The sequence below is a fragment of the Treponema parvum genome, from assembly GCF_017893945.1.
GTDB classification, from domain to species: Bacteria; Spirochaetota; Spirochaetia; order Treponematales; family Treponemataceae; genus Treponema_D; species Treponema_D parvum_A.
In genome coordinates, this window is sequence record NZ_CP054257.1 from 490,148 (window position 1) to 508,352 (window position 18,205).

16 protein-coding genes are annotated in these 18,205 nt (G+C 46.2%); 11 read left to right on the plus strand and 5 right to left on the minus strand.

Annotation, left to right across the window (positions count from 1 at the left end; all coding sequences use genetic code 11):
• Positions 1 to 56 precede the first annotated feature (56 nt).
• Entirely contained in the window at positions 57 to 827 is a 771-nt protein-coding gene (locus HRI96_RS02235; RefSeq protein WP_210117910.1) for a metal ABC transporter substrate-binding protein, read from the plus strand.
• Between the two features lie 60 nt (positions 828 to 887).
• On the opposite strand, the gene HRI96_RS02240 is transcribed toward HRI96_RS02235, so the two are convergent.
• From HRI96_RS02240 to HRI96_RS02250, 3 genes are all read right to left on the minus strand, one after another.
• Positions 888 to 2,249 carry an OmpA family protein gene (locus HRI96_RS02240; RefSeq protein ID WP_210117911.1) on the minus strand — a complete coding sequence of 454 codons (1,362 nt, stop codon included), beginning with the start codon at positions 2,247 to 2,249 and terminating at the stop codon, positions 888 to 890.
• A gap of 144 nt (positions 2,250 to 2,393) precedes the next feature.
• Positions 2,394 to 3,428 carry a lytic transglycosylase domain-containing protein gene (locus tag HRI96_RS02245; protein ID WP_210117912.1) on the minus strand — a complete coding sequence of 345 codons (1,035 nt, stop codon included), beginning with the start codon at positions 3,426 to 3,428 and terminating at the stop codon, positions 2,394 to 2,396.
• On the minus strand, positions 3,428 to 4,492 hold the full coding sequence (locus HRI96_RS02250; RefSeq protein ID WP_210117913.1) for a tetratricopeptide repeat protein: 1,065 nt from the start codon (positions 4,490 to 4,492) through the stop codon (positions 3,428 to 3,430). The genes HRI96_RS02245 and HRI96_RS02250 overlap by 1 nt, the downstream gene beginning before the upstream one ends.
• A 158-nt stretch (positions 4,493 to 4,650) precedes the next feature.
• Here HRI96_RS02250 and HRI96_RS02255 point away from each other — a divergent pair, with 158 nt between their 5' ends.
• From HRI96_RS02255 to HRI96_RS02295, 9 genes are all read left to right on the plus strand, one after another.
• Positions 4,651 to 5,247 carry a hypothetical protein gene (locus tag HRI96_RS02255; protein ID WP_210117914.1) on the plus strand — a complete coding sequence of 199 codons (597 nt, stop codon included), beginning with the start codon at positions 4,651 to 4,653 and terminating at the stop codon, positions 5,245 to 5,247.
• Positions 5,244 to 7,016 (plus strand): tetratricopeptide repeat protein, encoded by a 1,773-nt coding sequence (locus HRI96_RS02260; RefSeq protein ID WP_210117915.1) that lies wholly within the window; start codon positions 5,244 to 5,246, stop codon positions 7,014 to 7,016. Before HRI96_RS02255 ends, HRI96_RS02260 begins: the two co-directional genes overlap by 4 nt.
• Before the next feature lie 139 nt (positions 7,017 to 7,155).
• A complete protein-coding gene (locus HRI96_RS02265; protein WP_210117916.1) occupies positions 7,156 to 7,848 on the plus strand; it encodes a LolA family protein in 693 nt (230 codons plus the stop codon).
• A 5-nt stretch (positions 7,849 to 7,853) separates the two neighbouring features.
• Positions 7,854 to 8,933, plus strand: coding sequence for a helix-turn-helix domain-containing protein (locus HRI96_RS02270; RefSeq protein WP_210117917.1), 1,080 nt, complete (start codon positions 7,854 to 7,856; stop codon positions 8,931 to 8,933).
• Complete coding sequence (rimO, locus tag HRI96_RS02275) at positions 8,920 to 10,449, plus strand: 30S ribosomal protein S12 methylthiotransferase RimO (protein ID WP_256729274.1); 1,530 nt, start codon at positions 8,920 to 8,922, stop codon at positions 10,447 to 10,449. The genes HRI96_RS02270 and rimO overlap by 14 nt, the downstream gene beginning before the upstream one ends.
• Before the next feature lie 25 nt (positions 10,450 to 10,474).
• The gene (locus HRI96_RS02280; protein WP_210117918.1) at positions 10,475 to 13,021 is read left to right on the plus strand and encodes an ATP-dependent helicase; all 2,547 of its coding nucleotides are present in this window, start codon (positions 10,475 to 10,477) and stop codon (positions 13,019 to 13,021) included.
• A 201-nt stretch (positions 13,022 to 13,222) separates the two neighbouring features.
• Positions 13,223 to 13,489: a type II toxin-antitoxin system Phd/YefM family antitoxin gene (locus HRI96_RS02285; RefSeq protein WP_210117919.1), complete on the plus strand. Its 267-nt coding sequence runs from the start codon at positions 13,223 to 13,225 to the stop codon at positions 13,487 to 13,489.
• Positions 13,489 to 13,806, plus strand: coding sequence for a type II toxin-antitoxin system RelE/ParE family toxin (locus tag HRI96_RS02290; protein ID WP_210117920.1), 318 nt, complete (start codon positions 13,489 to 13,491; stop codon positions 13,804 to 13,806). Before HRI96_RS02285 ends, HRI96_RS02290 begins: the two co-directional genes overlap by 1 nt.
• Before the next feature lie 154 nt (positions 13,807 to 13,960).
• Positions 13,961 to 15,100: a DUF362 domain-containing protein gene (locus HRI96_RS02295; RefSeq protein ID WP_210117921.1), complete on the plus strand. Its 1,140-nt coding sequence runs from the start codon at positions 13,961 to 13,963 to the stop codon at positions 15,098 to 15,100.
• 36 nt (positions 15,101 to 15,136) lie between these two features.
• Here HRI96_RS02295 and HRI96_RS02300 read toward each other — a convergent pair whose 3' ends face one another.
• Positions 15,137 to 16,201: a M28 family peptidase gene (locus HRI96_RS02300; RefSeq protein WP_210117922.1), complete on the minus strand. Its 1,065-nt coding sequence runs from the start codon at positions 16,199 to 16,201 to the stop codon at positions 15,137 to 15,139.
• Between the two features lie 121 nt (positions 16,202 to 16,322).
• Positions 16,323 to 16,613, minus strand: coding sequence for an RNA-binding regulator (locus HRI96_RS02305; RefSeq protein WP_210117923.1), 291 nt, complete (start codon positions 16,611 to 16,613; stop codon positions 16,323 to 16,325).
• A gap of 274 nt (positions 16,614 to 16,887) precedes the next feature.
• On the opposite strand from HRI96_RS02305, the gene purA reads away from it, so the two are divergent.
• Complete coding sequence (purA, locus tag HRI96_RS02310) at positions 16,888 to 18,120, plus strand: adenylosuccinate synthase (protein WP_210117924.1); 1,233 nt, start codon at positions 16,888 to 16,890, stop codon at positions 18,118 to 18,120.
• Positions 18,121 to 18,205 lie beyond the last annotated feature (85 nt).

The following is an 18,205-nucleotide window of genomic DNA, read 5'->3' on the forward strand; positions in this document are numbered from 1 at the left end:
AGGTCGGCCGAAAACATTGCGCGCCGGCCGTCGCAGTTCTGCGACAAGGAGACTTTATGAAAAAAATTATGCTGATCGCAAGCTTTGTCACAGCCATGTTTTGTGTTTTCGCGGAAGTGAAAACTTCTCAAAAGGGCGACCCTGCCGCAAGTCCGTACGTGGTCGCTTCCACATCGTGGACGGCGGCCTTTGCCGATATCGCGGGAGCGGATAACGTTGAAATCATCGCTCCGGCGAACTTGCGCCATCCGCCGGAATACGAAGTTACGGTGAGCGACATTCAAAAGATTTTAGACTGTGATTTTTTTATCTATGCCGGATTTGAAAGAATGATGAAAACGCTCGGCGGCGTAACGGAAAGTTCTAAGATGATAAAAATTTTAAGCGACAACTCCGTTTCGACGGTTACAAGCGAAACAAAAAAGATCGCGGAAATTTTACATACCGAAGGCGAAAATGAAAAACGCCTTAAAGCCTATGTAAAGACGATTGAAGACGGAAAGGCGGAAGTGCAAAAAAGAGGCTTGAATAAATTAAAGGTGCTGTGCAATAAACATCAAATTTATCTTGCGCGGGAACTCGGATTTGAAGTGGATGATGTGTTCGGCCCCGGCCCGGTAACCGCGATGCAGATTGCAAAGGCAAAGGACGGCGGTTACGCGCTGATAATCGACAATATACATAATCCGCAGGGGAAGGCGCTTGTCGAGGTTTTGCCTAACGCCAAATATGTCGTCTGGCGGAATTTTCCCGACTGCGTAGAAAGAAACGCGCTCCTTAACGTTGTGCAAAAAAACATCGATTCGCTTTTAAAAGCGTTCAAATAACGCCGTTTAACGAGGCTGCGCCATATCAGCGGCGGCTTTTAAACGTTCAAATAACGCCGCTCAGTTCCAGTCGCGTTTTATATAAGTCGCTTTGGGACGGGCGGTTATGTCGACTCTGCGGTTTTGGGCTCGGCCTTCCGGTGTGGAATTGTCTGCTATGGGCTGAGTGCTTCCGTATCCCTGAAAGCTGAACAGATCTTTTCTAAGTCCGAAATTTAGAAGCGATTCGATCACCGATTTTGCTCTCTCTATGGAAAGCTGCATTTCTCCCAATGGGCGTCCTATATCCGCGGCGTGGCCTTCCACAAGGATCGTAAATTCGTCATTTTTGGTTATGTCGCCGAGCATCTGCGCTACCTTTGCGATGCGCTCTTTTTCTTCAGGCAAGAGAACGGGAGAGTCGGGATAAAATTTCAAATCGATTTGAAATAAAATTCCCTTGTAAGTGTCGTAAATTTCAACGTCGGGCACCTTGTCCACATAAAGAAGCTTTCGAACGGTGTTTAAAGCCGTATAATACAGTTCGTCCTTTACGGGGGCTTTTACGTCGTAGATGAGATTATCCTTGTCAAGAAGGATCACAACCCTTCCTTCTTCAAGCAGTTTTAGATTTTCCGGAACTGTGAGAATTTTAAGCGCGTCGTTATATGAAATAACGGGATCCGTACGGTTTTGTCCGTAGACCTTTCTGGCGAGTATTCTAAGAGGATCAACCCCGATCCTGTCCCTGTAGATTTTTTCATCGTCGGAATAGTTATATGCGACGATACTGTTCTTTTTTGCATTTGAACTGTCGGTCATGTTCCTTTCGTAGACGAGATCCATTTTGTCGTTCCATATTCTTGGGAAAAAACAGGGATGTACGCTGCTTTTTACAAATTCACCGTGGACGGGCAGTTGGCCTCGCGCGTCTATTATTATTCCTGTAAATGCGCGCGACGGAACTTGGACTATGGGCTCTTGCGCTGTGTAAGGGATTTTATGGTGTACCATGAGGGAAGATATGGAACGCAAGTCCATAAGGTGATTTGTTCTTATGACGGAAGACGAATCCGTAAAAACTCCCGGAGTTCTTTTTCCGTCTTCGATGATCCTTGTGAGCTGTTCAAGCGTGATATCTTCGTTTAAAACCGTGTCTCCCAACTGCAGATAAGAATCCACAAAAATCGATAAGAGCTGATCCTTTATGAGCTTGGGCATTTCCAAGGCTATGCGGTAAAGGGCGGAATTTTTCCCCGACGGCATATTTATTCCGGCTTTTTCAACGTTGAACAATACCTGTGAAGAAAATTCTTGTTTTGTCCAATCTATGGAACAGCTTGAAGAGATAAGGGCGGTGTTTTGCGCTTGAAGCGAAAACCCTTTCGATATATATAAAATCAATGCCGAAAAAACAGCCTTAAAAATGCGGTTTTGTTTCATTATTATATTTTCCCTGATTTAATATCGGATAAAAACCCCGTCGAATTCAGCGTTATTTAGCCCGCCCCTTAAGTTTCTCTAATTTTAGGGCGGCCTTTTGCATGTTTTGTTGCGCCTGTGGGCGATTCCATTACATCGCCGGTTTTACGGCTTAGCTTTAGACAAGGCGTTTACGGCGTGTTCTGCAGCCGTTTTCATCCCTGCAGGCAGCCGGATGACGTAGCTTGTTTTCGGAGGTGTAACTCCGTGCAGCAAGGCGGGGTTTAGATTTTTTAAAAGATCTTCGCTCATGCGGAGCTCCGCCGCCAAGGCGCTCAGGTAAATTTGTTTTTGCACCGTTATATAATCGAATTCCCCTGCGCGAGGATTTACGGGCCTGTTGTCTTTCCCGTTTGCGTCGGGTAAATTTATGCCGTAATATTTACTGTTTTGCGCCAGATCCGCAACGGCAAGCAGTTTAGGCACGTAGCGCGCCGTGTGTTCGGGAATGAGCGAATTTTCTGCAACAAACCAAAAAGTCTTTTTTTGAGCTTTTGCGAGAGCGCGGCTCATTGCACCGGCGCCGCAATTATATGCGCCTATAGCCAATGCCCAGTCTTTAAAAACCTTGTAGTTGTCCTGCAATTTTGTTAAGGCGGCGCCGGTGGATTTCCAAGGATCAAGGCGCTCGTCCACCCATTCGTTTACAGTCATAAAAGGCTCAACGCTGTTGAGCATGAATTGCCACATTCCCACGCCGTTTCCGTCTTTTGATCTGGCGGAAGGATTATAGCCGGATTCGATTACCGGAAGATATTCCAAAATTGAAGGCATTCCTCTTTTTTTTAATTCCGAACGGACATAAAGTCTGTAAGGTTCGGCGTCGTCAAGTATTTGAAAGAGTTTTTTTTGCCCGAACGGCGTAAGGTATTCGTCTCTGAACGCCTGGGTTTCTTTTCGTTCGGCGCCTTCTATGTCGAGTTTTTTATAGACGGCGGTTTCAAAGCGCTTTACCGGAGAATTTTGCCGCGAGGCCGTGGAATTGTGCGCGGACGGCGATGTAACCGTAGAGATCGGCGTAATTGCGGTTGGCAATTCCGCGAGTGGCGATGCCGCCGACATCGATGCGGCCGTACTTTTACATGCGCCCCAAAGTATGAAAAGAAGGAGCGGATAAAACGGTGCGTTCTTTTTTTTCATTACAGTCTTTCACCGAAGTAGATTCCCGCCCATTCCCAGCGCCCGTGAATTTCAGGATCCGCAGGAAAATTGACCTTTCTGAAGCACAGATACCAAACGGAAATATACTGGCTCCATCCTGTAGTCCAAAGGTACGCTTCGTTAGGATTTGAACCGTCATCCAAATTTTCATTATAGCGTATTCTGTTTCCGCGCATAAAATTGCGCATTGAAAAAACTTCCTGAGCGTTGCTTGCGGAGCGGTCCTGATTCCAGTTCATCGTAAAAAAATTCACCTTTGATTTGTATTGATCCAATAAGCGCCAGTCGTAGCGGGAAATCGCTTTTTTTATCGCTTCTTCAAGAGCCGCCAGGCTTTCAAACGTCCAATCTTTAGGAGAATTGTTAAAGTCTACGAGCTGCCGTGCGTTTGCGTAAGCGTCGGGTACGCCCGCTATTTGGATAGTCTGTGCGTCCGGCTGTTCAAGAAACTGGGAATAAGCGCGCATCGCAAGTTCCCATTCGCCTTCCTTTTCATATTCGAGCGCGAGGCGTTCGTATAATTCGGTAATGCTCACATTCATTGGAAATTTTGAAATAAGTTCGTTAAAATATTTTATTCTGTTTGCAGGCGTCGTGCTGATCTTTATGAGCTGCCTTAGGCATTGAAAATGTATGGACTGTCCCTTTACCGTAATATCAGGATAATTTTTTAATATGCGGTCAAAATAGTATTCCGCTATGGGGGCGGCGTTGTTTTGCATGTATACGCTTGCGGTAATAAAAAGCCAGTACGTGTTGTAAATGTCGTCGGAGTGCCGCTCCGTCCAGTCCGTTAAAAACAGTACAAGTCTGTTGTAGTCTTTTTGCGCAAAGAATATGTTTGAAATGCTGTTGATAACCGAATATCGGTTTTGAGTTTCAAGCGACGGATCTTCAAGCAGCTTTAAAAGCTGTTTTTGCATCGTCTGGTTTTTTAAGGAAAAAGAGTCGGCGCTATTGTTTTTATCGCAGGCGAATAAAAGAGCGCAGCACAGGATGACAGCTAGGGTTTTCGAAAAGTGTAAAAACATTTTCAGCTTCATAGCGCAAATTTAACATAGTGATAAGTGATTGGCAAGACGGCTGATGTTGGTGTATTCTATAAAGAGTTTGCAAACGGATCGATCTTTAACGGCGGCTTTGAAAATCTTATTTTAAAAACCCGTGAGGATATTTTTATCGTCCGGGCTTTGGAGAAAATATGGGTAAAAAACCGACTCCTTTATTATATATATCGCTTGCCTTGGGAATTATTTTTATTCTGCTGGGGCTTGTTTTGTTGATCGTTTTTTTTGCGGAACCGGAAGAGCTTGTTTTTTCCCGTTCTGCGCTGGGGCTGCTCGTTTTCGGGGCGGTTTTTATCTATGTTTCGATAGCGGTCAATCACAGGGCGTTCTTTTTGTACGTAGGATTGAATTTATGTTTTTTCGGAATGCTCGCGCTGGTTTTGACGTTCAATATTTTCAGGCTTTCGCTCGGACAAATTTGGCCGCTGGGCATGGTTTTTTGCGGAATTTCATTGATTCCCGCCGGCTATTACCGTTTTAGACGCTTGCAAACGGTTTATATTTTCCCCTCGTTCGTCTTGATCCTTTTAGGAATTTTTTTCGGACTGTTTTCTTTTGATATTTTATCTGTTTCGTTCTCGTCGTTCGTTTCCGTATGGTGGCCTACGGTTTTTATTATCTTAGGCATTGTCCTGATCGGCATTTTCCAATATCAGCGGAACAACCGGTTTTCTTTTCCGTATATGACCGGTGATGAAACCGACGACGACGAAACAGGAGAGGAATCGTGACCGGTTTTTTTAAAAACAGGTATGTCTTATCAGCGTTTACGATTCTTTCGCTTTTTTTTCTTTCCTGCGCCGGAACGAAGGCCGCCAAAGATTCGGCAGAGCCGGCAGAAATTTCTTCCGATGATCAAAAAGATGATCAAAAATATATTGACGCTTCTTCCGTGCGGCTGACCGTCCCCGGAAAACATGAAATTTCGTTTTTTTATGAGATTCCCAAAGATATAGTTGACGACGTATGCATGGGCACTCCTCAATCCCTTGAACGCGCGGTAGGACGCTTGCGCAGTTTGGGAAGGGAAAATACGGATAAAGAAAAAATCCTTATTTTCGTCGCTTCCGCTATCATGCGCATAGTGTGGCCGCAGGAAAAAATATCTTGGGAAACGCCTGATGTGCCTCAGAATAACGCCTACGTAGGTGTGATAAATTCCGTAGAGCAGGGCGTGTACGATTCCAGCTCAGGCGGAGACGATTTTTTGACGCTTGTTTTACCGTCGTTGGTGCTGCTCACAAACAGATCCAGAAGCGATTATTTTAGCGGATCGCATGCTGCGCTGTCGGAAGCTTTAAAAATCAAGAGCGATTCGGTTTTGGCCGATTATCTTTTCGGCGTTTTGTGCCGCAGGCAATCCCAATACGGCGAAGCCGTGATTTATTTTAGAAAAGCCTCCGACGGATCCGCAGGAAATTTTCAAACCTCTTATGCGTTGGCGGACGCCCTTATGAAGAACGGTCAAATTCAAGAAGCGTCGGAAATAGCGAAAGATCTTGTTTTGTCTTATCCTAACGATACGGAGCTGCTTAAACTATGCGCTCAGACTTTTTTTGCACTTAAAAATTATAAGGAATCGGAACTGTATGCTGCCCGCGTCTTACAGCAAAACCCTGCGGATGCAGAATATATCTTGTTCCGTGCGCGCATTTTACTCGAAGAAGGTGATTACATAAGGGCTGTTTCATTTTTGGACGTTTACGCCCGTAACGATACTGTTTCCCGCGATTATCTTATGCTGCGTTCCCGTGTACAGCGCGAATGGAATAAGAATTTACGGGGAGCGGTAGAAACGATAGAGCAGGCGATGGCCCGTTATCCCGACGATCCTGAAGTTACGCTCGCCGCCGCCAAACTTGCCTCTTCTACCGGCGAAAGAGTCGCCGGAAAAACCGCAGGAGAACTCGCTTCCGCCGTGCTTTCCACGGACGCCGACAATACCGAAGCTCTTGACGTTTTTATAAAGGATTTGATTTCCCGTAAACTCTGGAACGACGCCTACGCCGTAAGCCTTCGCCTGATAAACAAACAGGACGTTTCTTTAGAAATGCAGCATACTCATATTGAGATCTGCCTTGCTCTTAACCGCACTAACGAGGCATGGAATATCGCCGAGTCTCTTTACGAAAAATTCCCTAAAGAAGAAATTGCCCTTCGCTCGTACCTCGAAGTTTTGTACGCTTTAGGGCGCCGCACGGAATCGATCGATCTTATCGATAAGCTTTTGCCTTCCGCTTCTTCAAGATTAAAAAGTTTTTTGTATTACAGGCGCAGTTTTTTAGCTTCCGGAGAGACGGCCGTCCTTGCGGATTTGCGTGCAAGCCTCATTTCCAATTCGCGCAACGAAGACGCTTTGTATAAGCTGTATTCCATATATTATGAAAAAAAAGACTACAGGCGTGCTCAATATTACTTAAAACAGGTTGTTGCTCTCCATCCTTCGAACGAAGAATTTTTGCGAAAAAACGAAGAACTTGAAAGTCTCCTCAGACAGTGATTAGTTTAAAATTGTGCCGATATAAGGCGCGGATATAGAAGTGCGGCAAAAGACCAAGGGACGGCAAAAGGCTCCGCGTATCAAGCCTGACAGTTAATCGCTCCTTGACGCAACCGATGTTCTTGACTAATATTATTCCATGTTCGTTTATAAGAAGGTAAGAGCGGCTCTTTTTTTTTGTGTTTCACTTTTCGGCGTTTTAAACACAGCGTCTTCCCAATCGATCAAGACTGCGGGCGATTTTTTTAAAGAAGTTTCGGATCAATATGCCGCGTTGACGACCTATGAAGCTCAGATGGAAATCTTAACGGACAAGACTGAAATGAGAGGCAGGGTGTCTTTTAAAAAACCGGATCTGCTTAGAATAGATTTTTCCAATCCGCAGGAACAAGTGATAGTTTTTAACGGAGAACTGTTGACCATATATATTCCCGGGTCTGACGCTATTTTGCAGCAATCCGTGCAGAATTCACCCGGTTCTGCGGGGACGGCGCTCGCCACCCCCCAGGGACTTTCGCTTATGACGCGCTATTATACGATTGCGTATGAAAGCGGCCAGGATCCCACTCCGCTTGAAAGCGATTCCGCGGAGAACGTCGTAAAACTTTTGCTCACGCGCCGCAATTCTTCCGAATCGTTTAGGACGATAAAACTTGCAATTTCGCCGGAGACAAAGCTTATCCGCAGGGTTGAAGCAGTCACTACAAGAGGAGAAACCATTACCTTTAATTTTTCAGATTATGTTTTGAACAGAGCGATCCCGGATCAGCGTTTCATATACGATCCACCGTCTTCCGCAAATAATTACAATAACTTTTTGTTTTCGGAGTAGATCGCATGGAAAGTTACGGGCAGATATTGAAGAACAAGCGTGAAGAAAAAAAACTTGATATCGATAAAATCGCTCATGATATCACCATTTCCAGGCAGTATCTTAAGGCTCTTGAAGATGAAGACGAAAGCGCTTTTCCCGGCGAGCCGTATTTATACGGATTTTTAAAAAGCTACGCCGAATATTTAGGACTCAATCCCGATTCCGTAACCGTTCTGTATAAAAATAAAAAAATTCAGGAAAGCGACATTCCCGAAGGTTTGTTATTTAAAAGAAAAAGGTATCTTTCTTTGCCTCTTATTCTTTGCGGATTGTTAATCCTTTTAGCATTGACAGGATCCGTCGTCTTTTTTACCGTTTTTAGAAAAAATATCAATAAAAATACGGAAACGGTCGCCATAGGTGAAAAATTTCAAAGCCGAGAGTATGATCTGACGGACGGCGGTTTTTCAAAGAGACTTTACAAGGGCGATAAAATAATTGTTCCTTCGGAGGAAGGCAATGTGATCCTCATGGTTGCAGGAACGCTCGGTTCCCTTAAATTGGACACGCCTGCAGGGCGTCAGAAAATCGATCTGGCGGAAGAATTATTGATCGATATTGCGGGCAATGCAAAGTCTGAATTGGTCGTTTACGTTTCGGATATTTCCGCAAGGGATGAATCGCGCGGGGCTGAAGTTTCCATGATATTAAGAAAAACTTCCGGCGAAATTCCCTCTACCGACGTTTCTTCCGTAGAAGAGACAAAACTTGCGGACGCTATGAAGGTGCTGCTCTCAGATACCCGCGCTTATCCTTTTACGATAAATGCCACTTTCCACGGTGCTTGCGTTTTCCGTTCCGTAGTTGACGGCGGAGAGGCTTCCGAAGCTTATTACACAAGAGGTGAAATAGTTACTATGACGCCCAAAAACGGAGTAAGGCTCTGGATGTCTAACGGTAACACGGTTCATCTTCAAATGATCGCGAACGGGCAGACGACGAATCTCGACATAGGTAAGGCGGGAAAAGTTGCCGTGCAGGATATTAAGTGGATTAAAGATACCGACGGGCTTTATAAAGTGGTTGTAAGTGAAGTTGACTGATCCTGAGAAACGTTTTTTTTTAGATCAGCACGGATGCGCCAAAAACAAGGTTGACGGCGAGCTTTTGATAGACAGGCTTTGCGCCATGGGCTTTGCACAGAGTTTTGATCCTTCAAAAGCCGATCTCATAATAGTTAATTCCTGCGGATTTATCGAAAGCGCAAAAAAAGAATCTCTTGAAGCGCTGTATTCCGCGCGGAGCCGCTTTCCTGAAGCGAAGATCCTGCTCGCGGGCTGTCTTGCGGAGCGTTATGCGAAGATTTTCGATTCGGAGCTTCCCGAAGCCGACGGCATATTCGGTAACGGCGATCTTTCTAAAATTGACGACGTTGTTACGAAAATGTTTTCAGGTTCAAGGCCGGTTATGACGCCCGCTCAAAAAGGCGTATGCTGCGGGGATCGTTCGATGCTTCTTACGTTCCGCGGTTCGGCCTATGTTAAAATCACGGAAGGGTGCGATAACCGCTGTTCTTTTTGCGCCATACCTCTGATCCGCGGAAACCTCAGAAGCCGGCCTGCCGCCGACATAATAGGTGAGATAAAGCGGCTCATCTCAAAAGGCGTGTATGAAATAAATCTTATAGGGCAGGATTCCGCCGCATGGGGTACGGGCGAAGAAGACGACGTATTCGGCAACGGCCCTGAAAATCTTTTCATCGGCGCCGCGTTTGAAAAGCCTGCGTCCGATAAAACCGCATTCTCTGAACAGGGATCTTCTCTTTCCCGCCTTTTAAAGATGATATCCTCGCTGGAAGGGAACTTCCGCCTTCGCTTGCTTTACATTCATCCCGATCACTTTAACCGTGACATTTTACCGGTGATCAAGAGAGACAAGAGGATTCTTCCGTATTTCGACATTCCGTTTCAATCGGGCGACGATGAAATTATACGCTCTATGAACCGGACGGGAAATGCAAAGGCGTATAAAAAACTTATAGAGGATATCCGCAGCGTTTTGCCCGACGCGGCAGTGCGAACTACTTTTTTGACGGGATTTCCCGGCGAAAGCGATGAAAAATTTGAAAATACGCGTAAATTCCTAAAAGATATACGCCCGGACTGGTCGGGTTGTTTTTCTTACAGCAGAGAAGAAAACACCTCTTCTTACGGTTATAAAGGACGGGTTTCAAAGAAGATTGCAGAAGAAAGGGCGAAAAAACTTTCGGACATTCAAAAAAAGATTACGGCAGAGTCCCTTTTACGGCGGGTAAACAAAGATTATGACGTTATGGTAGAAGAAATTTTGGATGCGGCGGACGGCGAGAGCTTGGGATTTGCGATAGGGCGGGCGTGGTTTCAGGCTCCCGAAGTGGACGGTTCCGTCGTCATCCGCTATGACAGAAACGACTCCTCCGCCTTAAAAGCTTTGAAACCCGGACGATTGGTTCGCGTGCGCGCGGTCGCTGCAGGAGATGTAGACCTGGACGCGGTATTTACGGCAGACTCACCCGAAAACAAGGGCATACGGAAACAAAGCGAAACCGTTCGTTTTGCTCCGGAGATGGATGATGAGTAAAAATAACTTTGCGGAGTAAGAGGCTATGTCTTTTGAAACTTATCTTTCCGTTTTAAATCCTCAGCAGCGGGAAGCTGTAGAACATTCGGGTTCTCCTCTTTTGATTTTGGCGGGAGCCGGTTCCGGTAAGACGCGCGTGATAACCACAAAGATCGCCTATCTTATTTCTCAAAGAAATATTGACGCGCGCAATATTCTGGCCGTCACTTTTACAAAAAAAGCCGCGCGTGAAATGGCTGAAAGGGCTGTGCGTCTTGAACCCATGGCCGCCGGCGCCCAGATCAGAACGTTTCATTCGTTCGGGGCGTGGTTTTTAAGGAGGTTTGCCGACAGAGCCGGCGTAGACAGGAATTTTACGGTCTACGATGACGATGACATGGTTACGCTCGTGTCCAAGGCGGTTCCTAAGCTAAACAGGCAAAGCGCGGCAAAAGCCGCTCATAAGATCGCGCTCGCAAAAGATTATTGCCTTACGCCCGACAGCAAAGAGCTGATAGATGTGGAAAGTTCTGCGGAATTCCCTGCGATTTATGCGGCTTACGAAGAGCGCCTTCGCTCTACGGGAAACGTCGATTTCGGCGATCTTATAATGCTGCCCGTCACGGTTTTGCAAAACGATGAAAATATCCGGCGCCAAATTCAGTACAGGTTTAAAGTCATAATGGTAGACGAATATCAGGACTCGAATGTCGCTCAATTCAAATTTCTGGAAGCGCTTTCGGGCGTACAAGACAATAATTTAGCCTACCTCTGCGTTGTGGGCGACGACGATCAGTCGATATACCGTTTCCGCGGCGCTGAAGTGCAAAACATTTTGAATTTTCAAAATCATTTCCCCGGGACAAATCTTATACGCCTTGAACAAAATTACCGCTCTACGGTACAGATTCTGGCCGTCGCCGACAAGGTTGTAAAAAAGAATGAGAGCCGCTTGGGAAAAACGCTCAAAGCCGACCGCGGCGACGGGTCGAAGCCGATTTTAGTCTTTTGTCCTACGCAGGATGATGAAACTCAATTCTGCGCAAATCTTATAAAAGAAGCTAAAAAGAAGGGCTGTCCCTACGGCGAATGGGCGGTTTTATACAGGACTAACGCGCAATCGCTCGGTTTTGAAAGCGAGTTTTTGCGGCATAAAATTCCTTACGTAGTGGTGGGCTCTCTTAAATTTTACGAGAGAGAAGAAATAAAAGACATACTGGCCTTTTTAGCCTTAACCGCAAATCCGAGGGATGAAATTGCTTTTCGCCGCGTAGTAAACAAACCACCGCGCGGAATAGGCGAAAAATCCCAAGAGATAATCATAGCCCGTGCGCGCGCAAATGCCGCTTCGGCGCAGGCAGCTTTGACGCCGGAGGCTGCAGTGAATTCGGAGCAAGCGGCCGCACCGGAGCCCTCCGTGCATGAAGGCGGTTCCGGCGGGCAAAATGCTGCCGAAATTGAGGGCTCAGACTCCAGCAGTCAAAGCGGCGCCCGTGCCACTCGAGCTGCAGGCGACTCTACCGCCGCCGGTTTAATCGAAGCCGCCCGCGAGATTGTAAACGGAACGGACGGTTCTGACGGCATAAGCAAAAAGGCCAAAGAAGGACTTTCGGATTTTGTAAAGATGATGGATCTTTTTTCGGATTTTGCGGGCATGAAGAGCGTCGATCCCGAGCCTGATAAAGAAGACTCTGAAAACGAAAAAAAAGAAAATGCTTTTGATGCCGCCGAAAAAGAAATCGACGAAGCTTCAAAAGGAATTGCCGTTTCGTCAAACGGCGCTTTGCCGCATAAGAAAAAAACTGAAAAACTTTCGACTCTCATAGAAAAGATCGCCGAAAGATCGGGGATTCTTGACTATCATAAGGATCATGATGAAATTTCAGGAACCCAAAGGGCCGCAAACATTCAGGAACTTATAAATAATGCCGTCTTATACCCCTGTTCGCGTGAGGGACTTTTGGACTTTTTGGATACGATAGAACTCGACCGATCCCTGGACGAAGCTTCGAATTCGAATACGGAACAGACGGACTGCGTTACGCTTATCACGCTTCACAATACCAAGGGACTGGAATTTCACCGCGTGATCATTACCGGCCTTGAAAACGGCATTTTCCCGCGCGAAGATAAGACGGGCGCCGATCTGGAAGAAGAAAGACGCTTGTTTTACGTGGGCATAACCCGGGCTCAGGATCAGCTTTACATTACATCTTGTTCCGTGCGGCGGCTTTACGGAAGAGTGGAATACATGCAGCCCAGCCGTTTTTTGCTTGAAGCGGGAAGCTCTTTGTTTCAGGTTTTGGGCGACGTTCCGCCTTCCTATGCTGCGGCCATGCGCTCTCAAGGCGATGTTTCTCCTTTACAGGGGTTACAGGGCGAAGAAAAATTTACCGAAGTGGGAATCGGCGACGCATTTTCGGCTTGGAAAAAGGGCTGCAAAATCTATCACGACGATTACGGATACGGACAGATCATAAATACTTTTTCGCGGTCGGGAGAATATGTAGTTACGGTTATGTTTGAAGGCGGCGGAATAAAACAGTTCATCCCCAAATATCAAAGCCACAATATGATGATCGTAAAAGACTGAATGTGGCCGCGGCAAATATGCAATTTATCCGGCCTGTGAAAATCGCTTGCCCTCTGCCGTATCGTATTTGATTTTTATTTGCAAATGACGGGTTCCTGCAAACTCATTTTATTCCTTTACGGGGTTCGCGCATTAAATTCGCATCAACTCTGTAATTGAATTTTTATCATAATTATGCTAAATTTTCTGTAAGAGGTCTTCATGAAAACAATACGTCCTGTTTCTGATTTGCGCAATAATTTTACCGATATTTCAGAAATCGTACATAAAACGCAGCAGCCGGTATTTCTTACAAAAAACGGTTATGCCGATATGGTCGTGATGAGTATGGAACTTTTTGAGGATATGCAATTTGAAAGTGAAATCTATTGTAAATTACAAGAGGCTGAAAAGCAAGCCTTGCTGACGGGAAAGAGGTTTTCCTCAAAAGAAGTACTGAAGGAACTGCGCAAGGTAATCGTAACATAATGTACAAAATTGAATATTTACCGTGCGCTTTGGACGATTTAAAAGAAATAGCCGGTTATATTATGGACAAATTGAAAAATCCCATTGCTGCTGAAAATTTGGTAAAAGAAATCGTTGAAAAAATTGACTTGCTTTCCGATTTTCCTTATTCGGCGCCGTGTTACATGCCTATAAAACCGCTGACGCACGAATATCGCAAACTGCTGGTTAAAAATTATTTTATATTTTACAAGGTTAATGAAACCGAAAAAACAGTAACTGTAGCTCGTATAATATACGCTCGAAGAAATATAGGGCCTTTGTTGGAGACCAATTGAGCCGGCTCGGTCACTCATTTACTATGCATCTGCTGGACTCCGGCTACGATATACCTAATTTCCTCAAGTAAAAATCTAAGTCAAATGCGGTCTCTGACTTAATATACAATTTATGATATATTGCCGTATGAAAACTGTAGACTAGGAGCATTTTATGGAAAAGGCGAAGGTTTATTTTACCGACTTTAGAACAAAGGGCAGCGAAGACCTGCTTAAAAAGCTTCAGCGGCTTATAAAAACTGCGGGAATAGGGAATATAGATTTTAGCGGAAAATTTACGGCTATAAAGATTCATTTTGGAGAGCCGGGGAATATTTCCTATCTTCGTCCGAATTACGCAAAGGCCGTTGCCGACTCGATCAAGAATTTGGGCGGCGTTCCGTTTTTGACGGACTGCAATACCCTTTATGTAGGACAGCGCAAAAACGCCATCGATCACTTGGAAGCCGCCTATTTGAACGGCTTTAATCCTTTTTCAACCGGATGTCATGTGATTATTGCCGACGGACTTAAGGGAACCGACGAAGCCTTTGTGCCGTTTCCCGAAGGAGAATACGTAAAAGAAGCTAAAGTAGGGCGGGCGCTCATGGACGCGGACGTTTTTGTTTCACTCACACATTTTAAGCTGCATGAACTTACAGGTATCGGTGGCGCAATCAAAAACATAGGAATGGGAGGCGGAAGCCGCGCCGGCAAAATGGAACAGCATAACGCCGGAAAACCTCTTGTAAACGAAGAGCTTTGTATAGGCTGCGGACAGTGCGCCAAAGGCTGCGCTCACGGCGCGATAACTTTTTTTGATTCCGCAGGAGTTGAAGGCAAGGCGGGGAGGGGAATGGTCGCGCGCATAAACCATGTGCTTTGCGCCGGCTGCGGACGCTGCATCGGCAATTGCAATCAAGATGCGATATATCCTTCCGAGGATAATTCCATGGAAACGCTCAGCTGCAAGATGGCCGAATATGCGGCTGCGATCGTAAAGGACAGGCCGCAATTTCATATTTCACTCATAGTCGACGTGTCGCCGTACTGCGATTGCCACAGTCAAAACGATGCGCCCGTGATTGCGGACGTGGGAATGTTCGCTTCGTTCGACGCCGTTGCGCTTGATCAAGCCTGCTGCGACGCGATGCTGAAGCAGCCGCCGCTTCCAAACACCGTAATGGACAACATAAAGATCATTAACCACGACGTTTCACGCTCGTTCTATCCCACTACGGATTGGCGCGTTCAACTGCTCCATGCCGAAAAAATAGGCATGGGCACAAGGCAATATGGTCTTATAAAAGTGTAAGACTTTGAACGGCCACCCTGCGGTTTTATGCAGTTTTTACGCCATCGTCTTTGATAAGGCCAAGGCGTCAAGGATCTTTTCCATGACGGTAAAACTTTCGGGCGTAAGGCTTTCGATGGAATCATACTCGGTGTGAAAAAGTTTCCAAGTGTCGGGGAGTTTGCTTCTTATTTCAAATTCCTTAAGCAAAACGGAATCTTCGTCGCCCGCGGAAAAAGATTTTGTTTTTAAATCCTGAGCGGCTCCTATGTGGCGGCGCAGAACAAAGTTCTTTAATTCCTTTGTTTTTAACAGGTTTTTCATATAGGTTACGGCTTCATCCTCCGGCAGCATGGTGATCACAAGGGCGGGAATCTTACACGCCAAAAAACCCGCGTTGTCGCTGTATGAAATAGGCAGCGTAAGAAATTGCGGCGACACCGAGCGTATGAGCGCCTTTGTGCGGTTTTCAAGGTCTGAAAACTGCGTTGTTAATGATTGCGGCGTTCCTTCAGGCAAATCTGTTTCGCCTAAGATCGGAACCGTTCCGCGCCCCGTGCAGTCAAAAACGTATACGTCGTCATTTTTCAGTCCCAGTTTTTTTAAATGATTTGCAAGAGCGTAAGATCCTATCCCTCTTACGCTTGCCGCCTGTGTTGAAAAAAGCGTCTCACCGTCATCTTGCTGCCGGCCGCCGCTGTTAGGCTCCTTTTGCCGCTCGGGGACGTTGTGAATTGCTTCCTCGTCGCTGGTTTCCTGCCGGATTGTGCTTTTGGAAAATTCTTCGCCGTCCGTAAAAAATATCCTTACGTTGTGTACGCCCCTCATTTTTGAAAGCCGCACTGCAAGGTTCATGATGCTTATGACGGACGAAGAGTTGTCGTTTGCGCCGGGACTTCCGGGCGTTCTGTCGTAATGCGCTATTATCGTTTTTATGCGGAAGAGCGGGCTGTACGCCGTTGATGAAAAACTTACGTGAATGTGCCGCCTTTCGTCGATCGGGATTACGGAGCTGTCTACGCCGCGCGCCGCAAGGTATTCGCGGATAAAGGCGCAGCGATCACAATCCATGGCTGTAAATTGCCTGTATACGTTAAGAAAATCGGTAGAAAATTTTTCCATCTTGTCAATTTAAAATCATCACCGCCGAACTGCCGATTTGAAATTTCCGGTAATGATCGATCTGTCTTATTGAGACAAATAAAAAGCCCGCCGCAGGCGTTTTGCAGCAGGCTTTTTTGCATCAGTAATGTCCGCCGTCGTCGTGATTAAAACGCGGCTTGCGCGGTTTTTCTTCCGCAACGTTTACGCGTACGCGGCGTCCGTCAACTTCTTTGCCGTTGAGCGTTGCAATCGCAGCGTCTGCGGCGTTTTCATCGGCCATTTCAATAAAGCCGAAGCCCTTTGACTGCTGTGTGTTGCGGTCCTTGATAACAGTAGCGGAAACTACTTCTCCGTACTGAGCAAAAAGATTGCTCAGCGTGTCTTCAGTTGTTGCGTAATTCAGATTACCAACATAAATTTTTTTGGACATAATGTTCCTTTCGCCTTTGTCAGGCCCTCTCTTTTTTTTGCTGTATGCCAGCTGCAAATCATCGTTTTCTTAATACTGTAATCTGAATTAACCACACAACCGCAAGGAAATATAAGTTTTCAGCACCGTCTTAAAGAACACGGATCTAAAAAAAAAATACTATAACCTTAGTTTGCTGTCAAGAGGCCGATCAGTTAATTGAAAATATCGAATTTTTATGATAGTATTTTTTTGATTGACTGAATAAATCTGCGTTTAGCGTCGGAGGCGGTAGATGAATGTTGTTGTTATGGGCGCGCAATGGGGCGACGAAGGGAAGGGCAAGATCGTTGATTTTTTAGCGGAAAAGGCAAAATACGTCGTCCGCTATGCAGGCGGGGCGAATGCCGGACATACCATAGTTGTGGACGGCAAAAAATACGCCTTGCACCAAATCCCGTCCGGAATTTTACATCCCCAAAAATCGGTTTTTTTGGGCTCCGGCATGGTCATAGATCCGGAAGCCCTGTTTAAAGAACTTAAGATGCTAAGCGATAACGGCATAAATTGGGAAGGCCGCGTGTTTATTTCCGACCGCGCTCATATAGTTCTTCCCTGTTACAGACAGATGGATAAAGATCGCGACGCTGCGAGAAAACGTCCGATCGGTACAACCGGCCGCGGAATAGGGACGACATATTCGATGAAATCCGAACGCGACGGAATTCGCCTTGCGGATATGGATTGGGACGAAAGAATTGCCGATCTGGACAAGGACGACAGGGATTTTCTTGCGCCGTATACGGAAAGACTTCTTGCCATGCGGGTGGATATCGCCGCAAAGATGTGGGAATACCGTAATGAAAATATATTGTTCGAAGGCGCGCAGGGCGCAATGCTCGATCTTGACAGCGGTACTTATCCCTATGTATCGTCGGGAGCCTCGTGCGCTTCGGGCGCTTCAAGCGGCGCGGGCGTAGGGCCTAGAAGGCTTGACAGAATACTGGGCGTTTTTAAAGCCTACCAAACCCGTGTGGGAAACGGCCCTATGCCGACGGAGTTCAACGCGTCGACGGAGAGCGAGCTCTGCGAATTTATACGAAATACCGGAAATGAATTCGGCGTTACCACGGGGCGCCCGCGCCGCTGCGGCTATCTTGACCTGGTAGCTCTGCGCTATGCCTGTCATGTGAACTCAATAGATTCCCTTGTTTTGACGCATCTTGACATTTACGACTCAATGGATGAGATCGAAGCCTGTATCGCTTATGAAATTGACGGAAAAATAGTTACCGATTTTCCTGCAAGCATTCCCGCTTTAAACAAAGTGAAGCCCGTCCTTCAAAAATTCAAAGGCTGGAAAACTCCGCTCAGTTCGTCGTCTTCATACAAAAAAATGCCTAAAGAAGCGAAAGATTACGTGGAATTTATCGAATCGTTTACGGGAACGCCTGTGGGGATAGTTTCGGTAGGGGCGGAACGCAGCGCGACTTATTGCCGCATAGATCCTTGGGGAAATAAAATATAGGCTAGGCCCAGCTCTGACGGCATCTAAAAGAAGCGGCTTTGTTTCTGTCTCGGCGCCGCCATTGCAGCGGCCGCTGCGTCTCGTC

Excerpts from the sequence above, each read along its gene's own strand:
- HRI96_RS02235 (WP_210117910.1), top strand. The coding sequence starts at position 57 with ATGAAAAAAATTATGCTGATCGCAAGCTTTGTCACAGCCATGTTTTGT.
- HRI96_RS02240 (WP_210117911.1), bottom strand. The coding sequence starts at position 2,249 with ATGAAACAAAACCGCATTTTTAAGGCTGTTTTTTCGGCATTGATTTTA.
- HRI96_RS02245 (WP_210117912.1), bottom strand. The coding sequence starts at position 3,428 with ATGAAAAAAAAGAACGCACCGTTTTATCCGCTCCTTCTTTTCATACTT.
- HRI96_RS02250 (WP_210117913.1), bottom strand. The coding sequence starts at position 4,492 with ATGAAGCTGAAAATGTTTTTACACTTTTCGAAAACCCTAGCTGTCATC.
- HRI96_RS02255 (WP_210117914.1), top strand. The coding sequence starts at position 4,651 with ATGGGTAAAAAACCGACTCCTTTATTATATATATCGCTTGCCTTGGGA.
- HRI96_RS02265 (WP_210117916.1), top strand. The coding sequence starts at position 7,156 with ATGTTCGTTTATAAGAAGGTAAGAGCGGCTCTTTTTTTTTGTGTTTCA.
- HRI96_RS02270 (WP_210117917.1), top strand. The coding sequence starts at position 7,854 with ATGGAAAGTTACGGGCAGATATTGAAGAACAAGCGTGAAGAAAAAAAA.
- HRI96_RS02280 (WP_210117918.1), top strand. The coding sequence starts at position 10,475 with ATGTCTTTTGAAACTTATCTTTCCGTTTTAAATCCTCAGCAGCGGGAA.
- HRI96_RS02285 (WP_210117919.1), top strand. The coding sequence starts at position 13,223 with ATGAAAACAATACGTCCTGTTTCTGATTTGCGCAATAATTTTACCGAT.
- HRI96_RS02290 (WP_210117920.1), top strand. The coding sequence starts at position 13,489 with ATGTACAAAATTGAATATTTACCGTGCGCTTTGGACGATTTAAAAGAA.
- HRI96_RS02295 (WP_210117921.1), top strand. The coding sequence starts at position 13,961 with ATGGAAAAGGCGAAGGTTTATTTTACCGACTTTAGAACAAAGGGCAGC.
- HRI96_RS02300 (WP_210117922.1), bottom strand. The coding sequence starts at position 16,201 with ATGGAAAAATTTTCTACCGATTTTCTTAACGTATACAGGCAATTTACA.
- HRI96_RS02305 (WP_210117923.1), bottom strand. The coding sequence starts at position 16,613 with ATGTCCAAAAAAATTTATGTTGGTAATCTGAATTACGCAACAACTGAA.
- purA (WP_210117924.1), top strand. The coding sequence starts at position 16,888 with ATGAATGTTGTTGTTATGGGCGCGCAATGGGGCGACGAAGGGAAGGGC.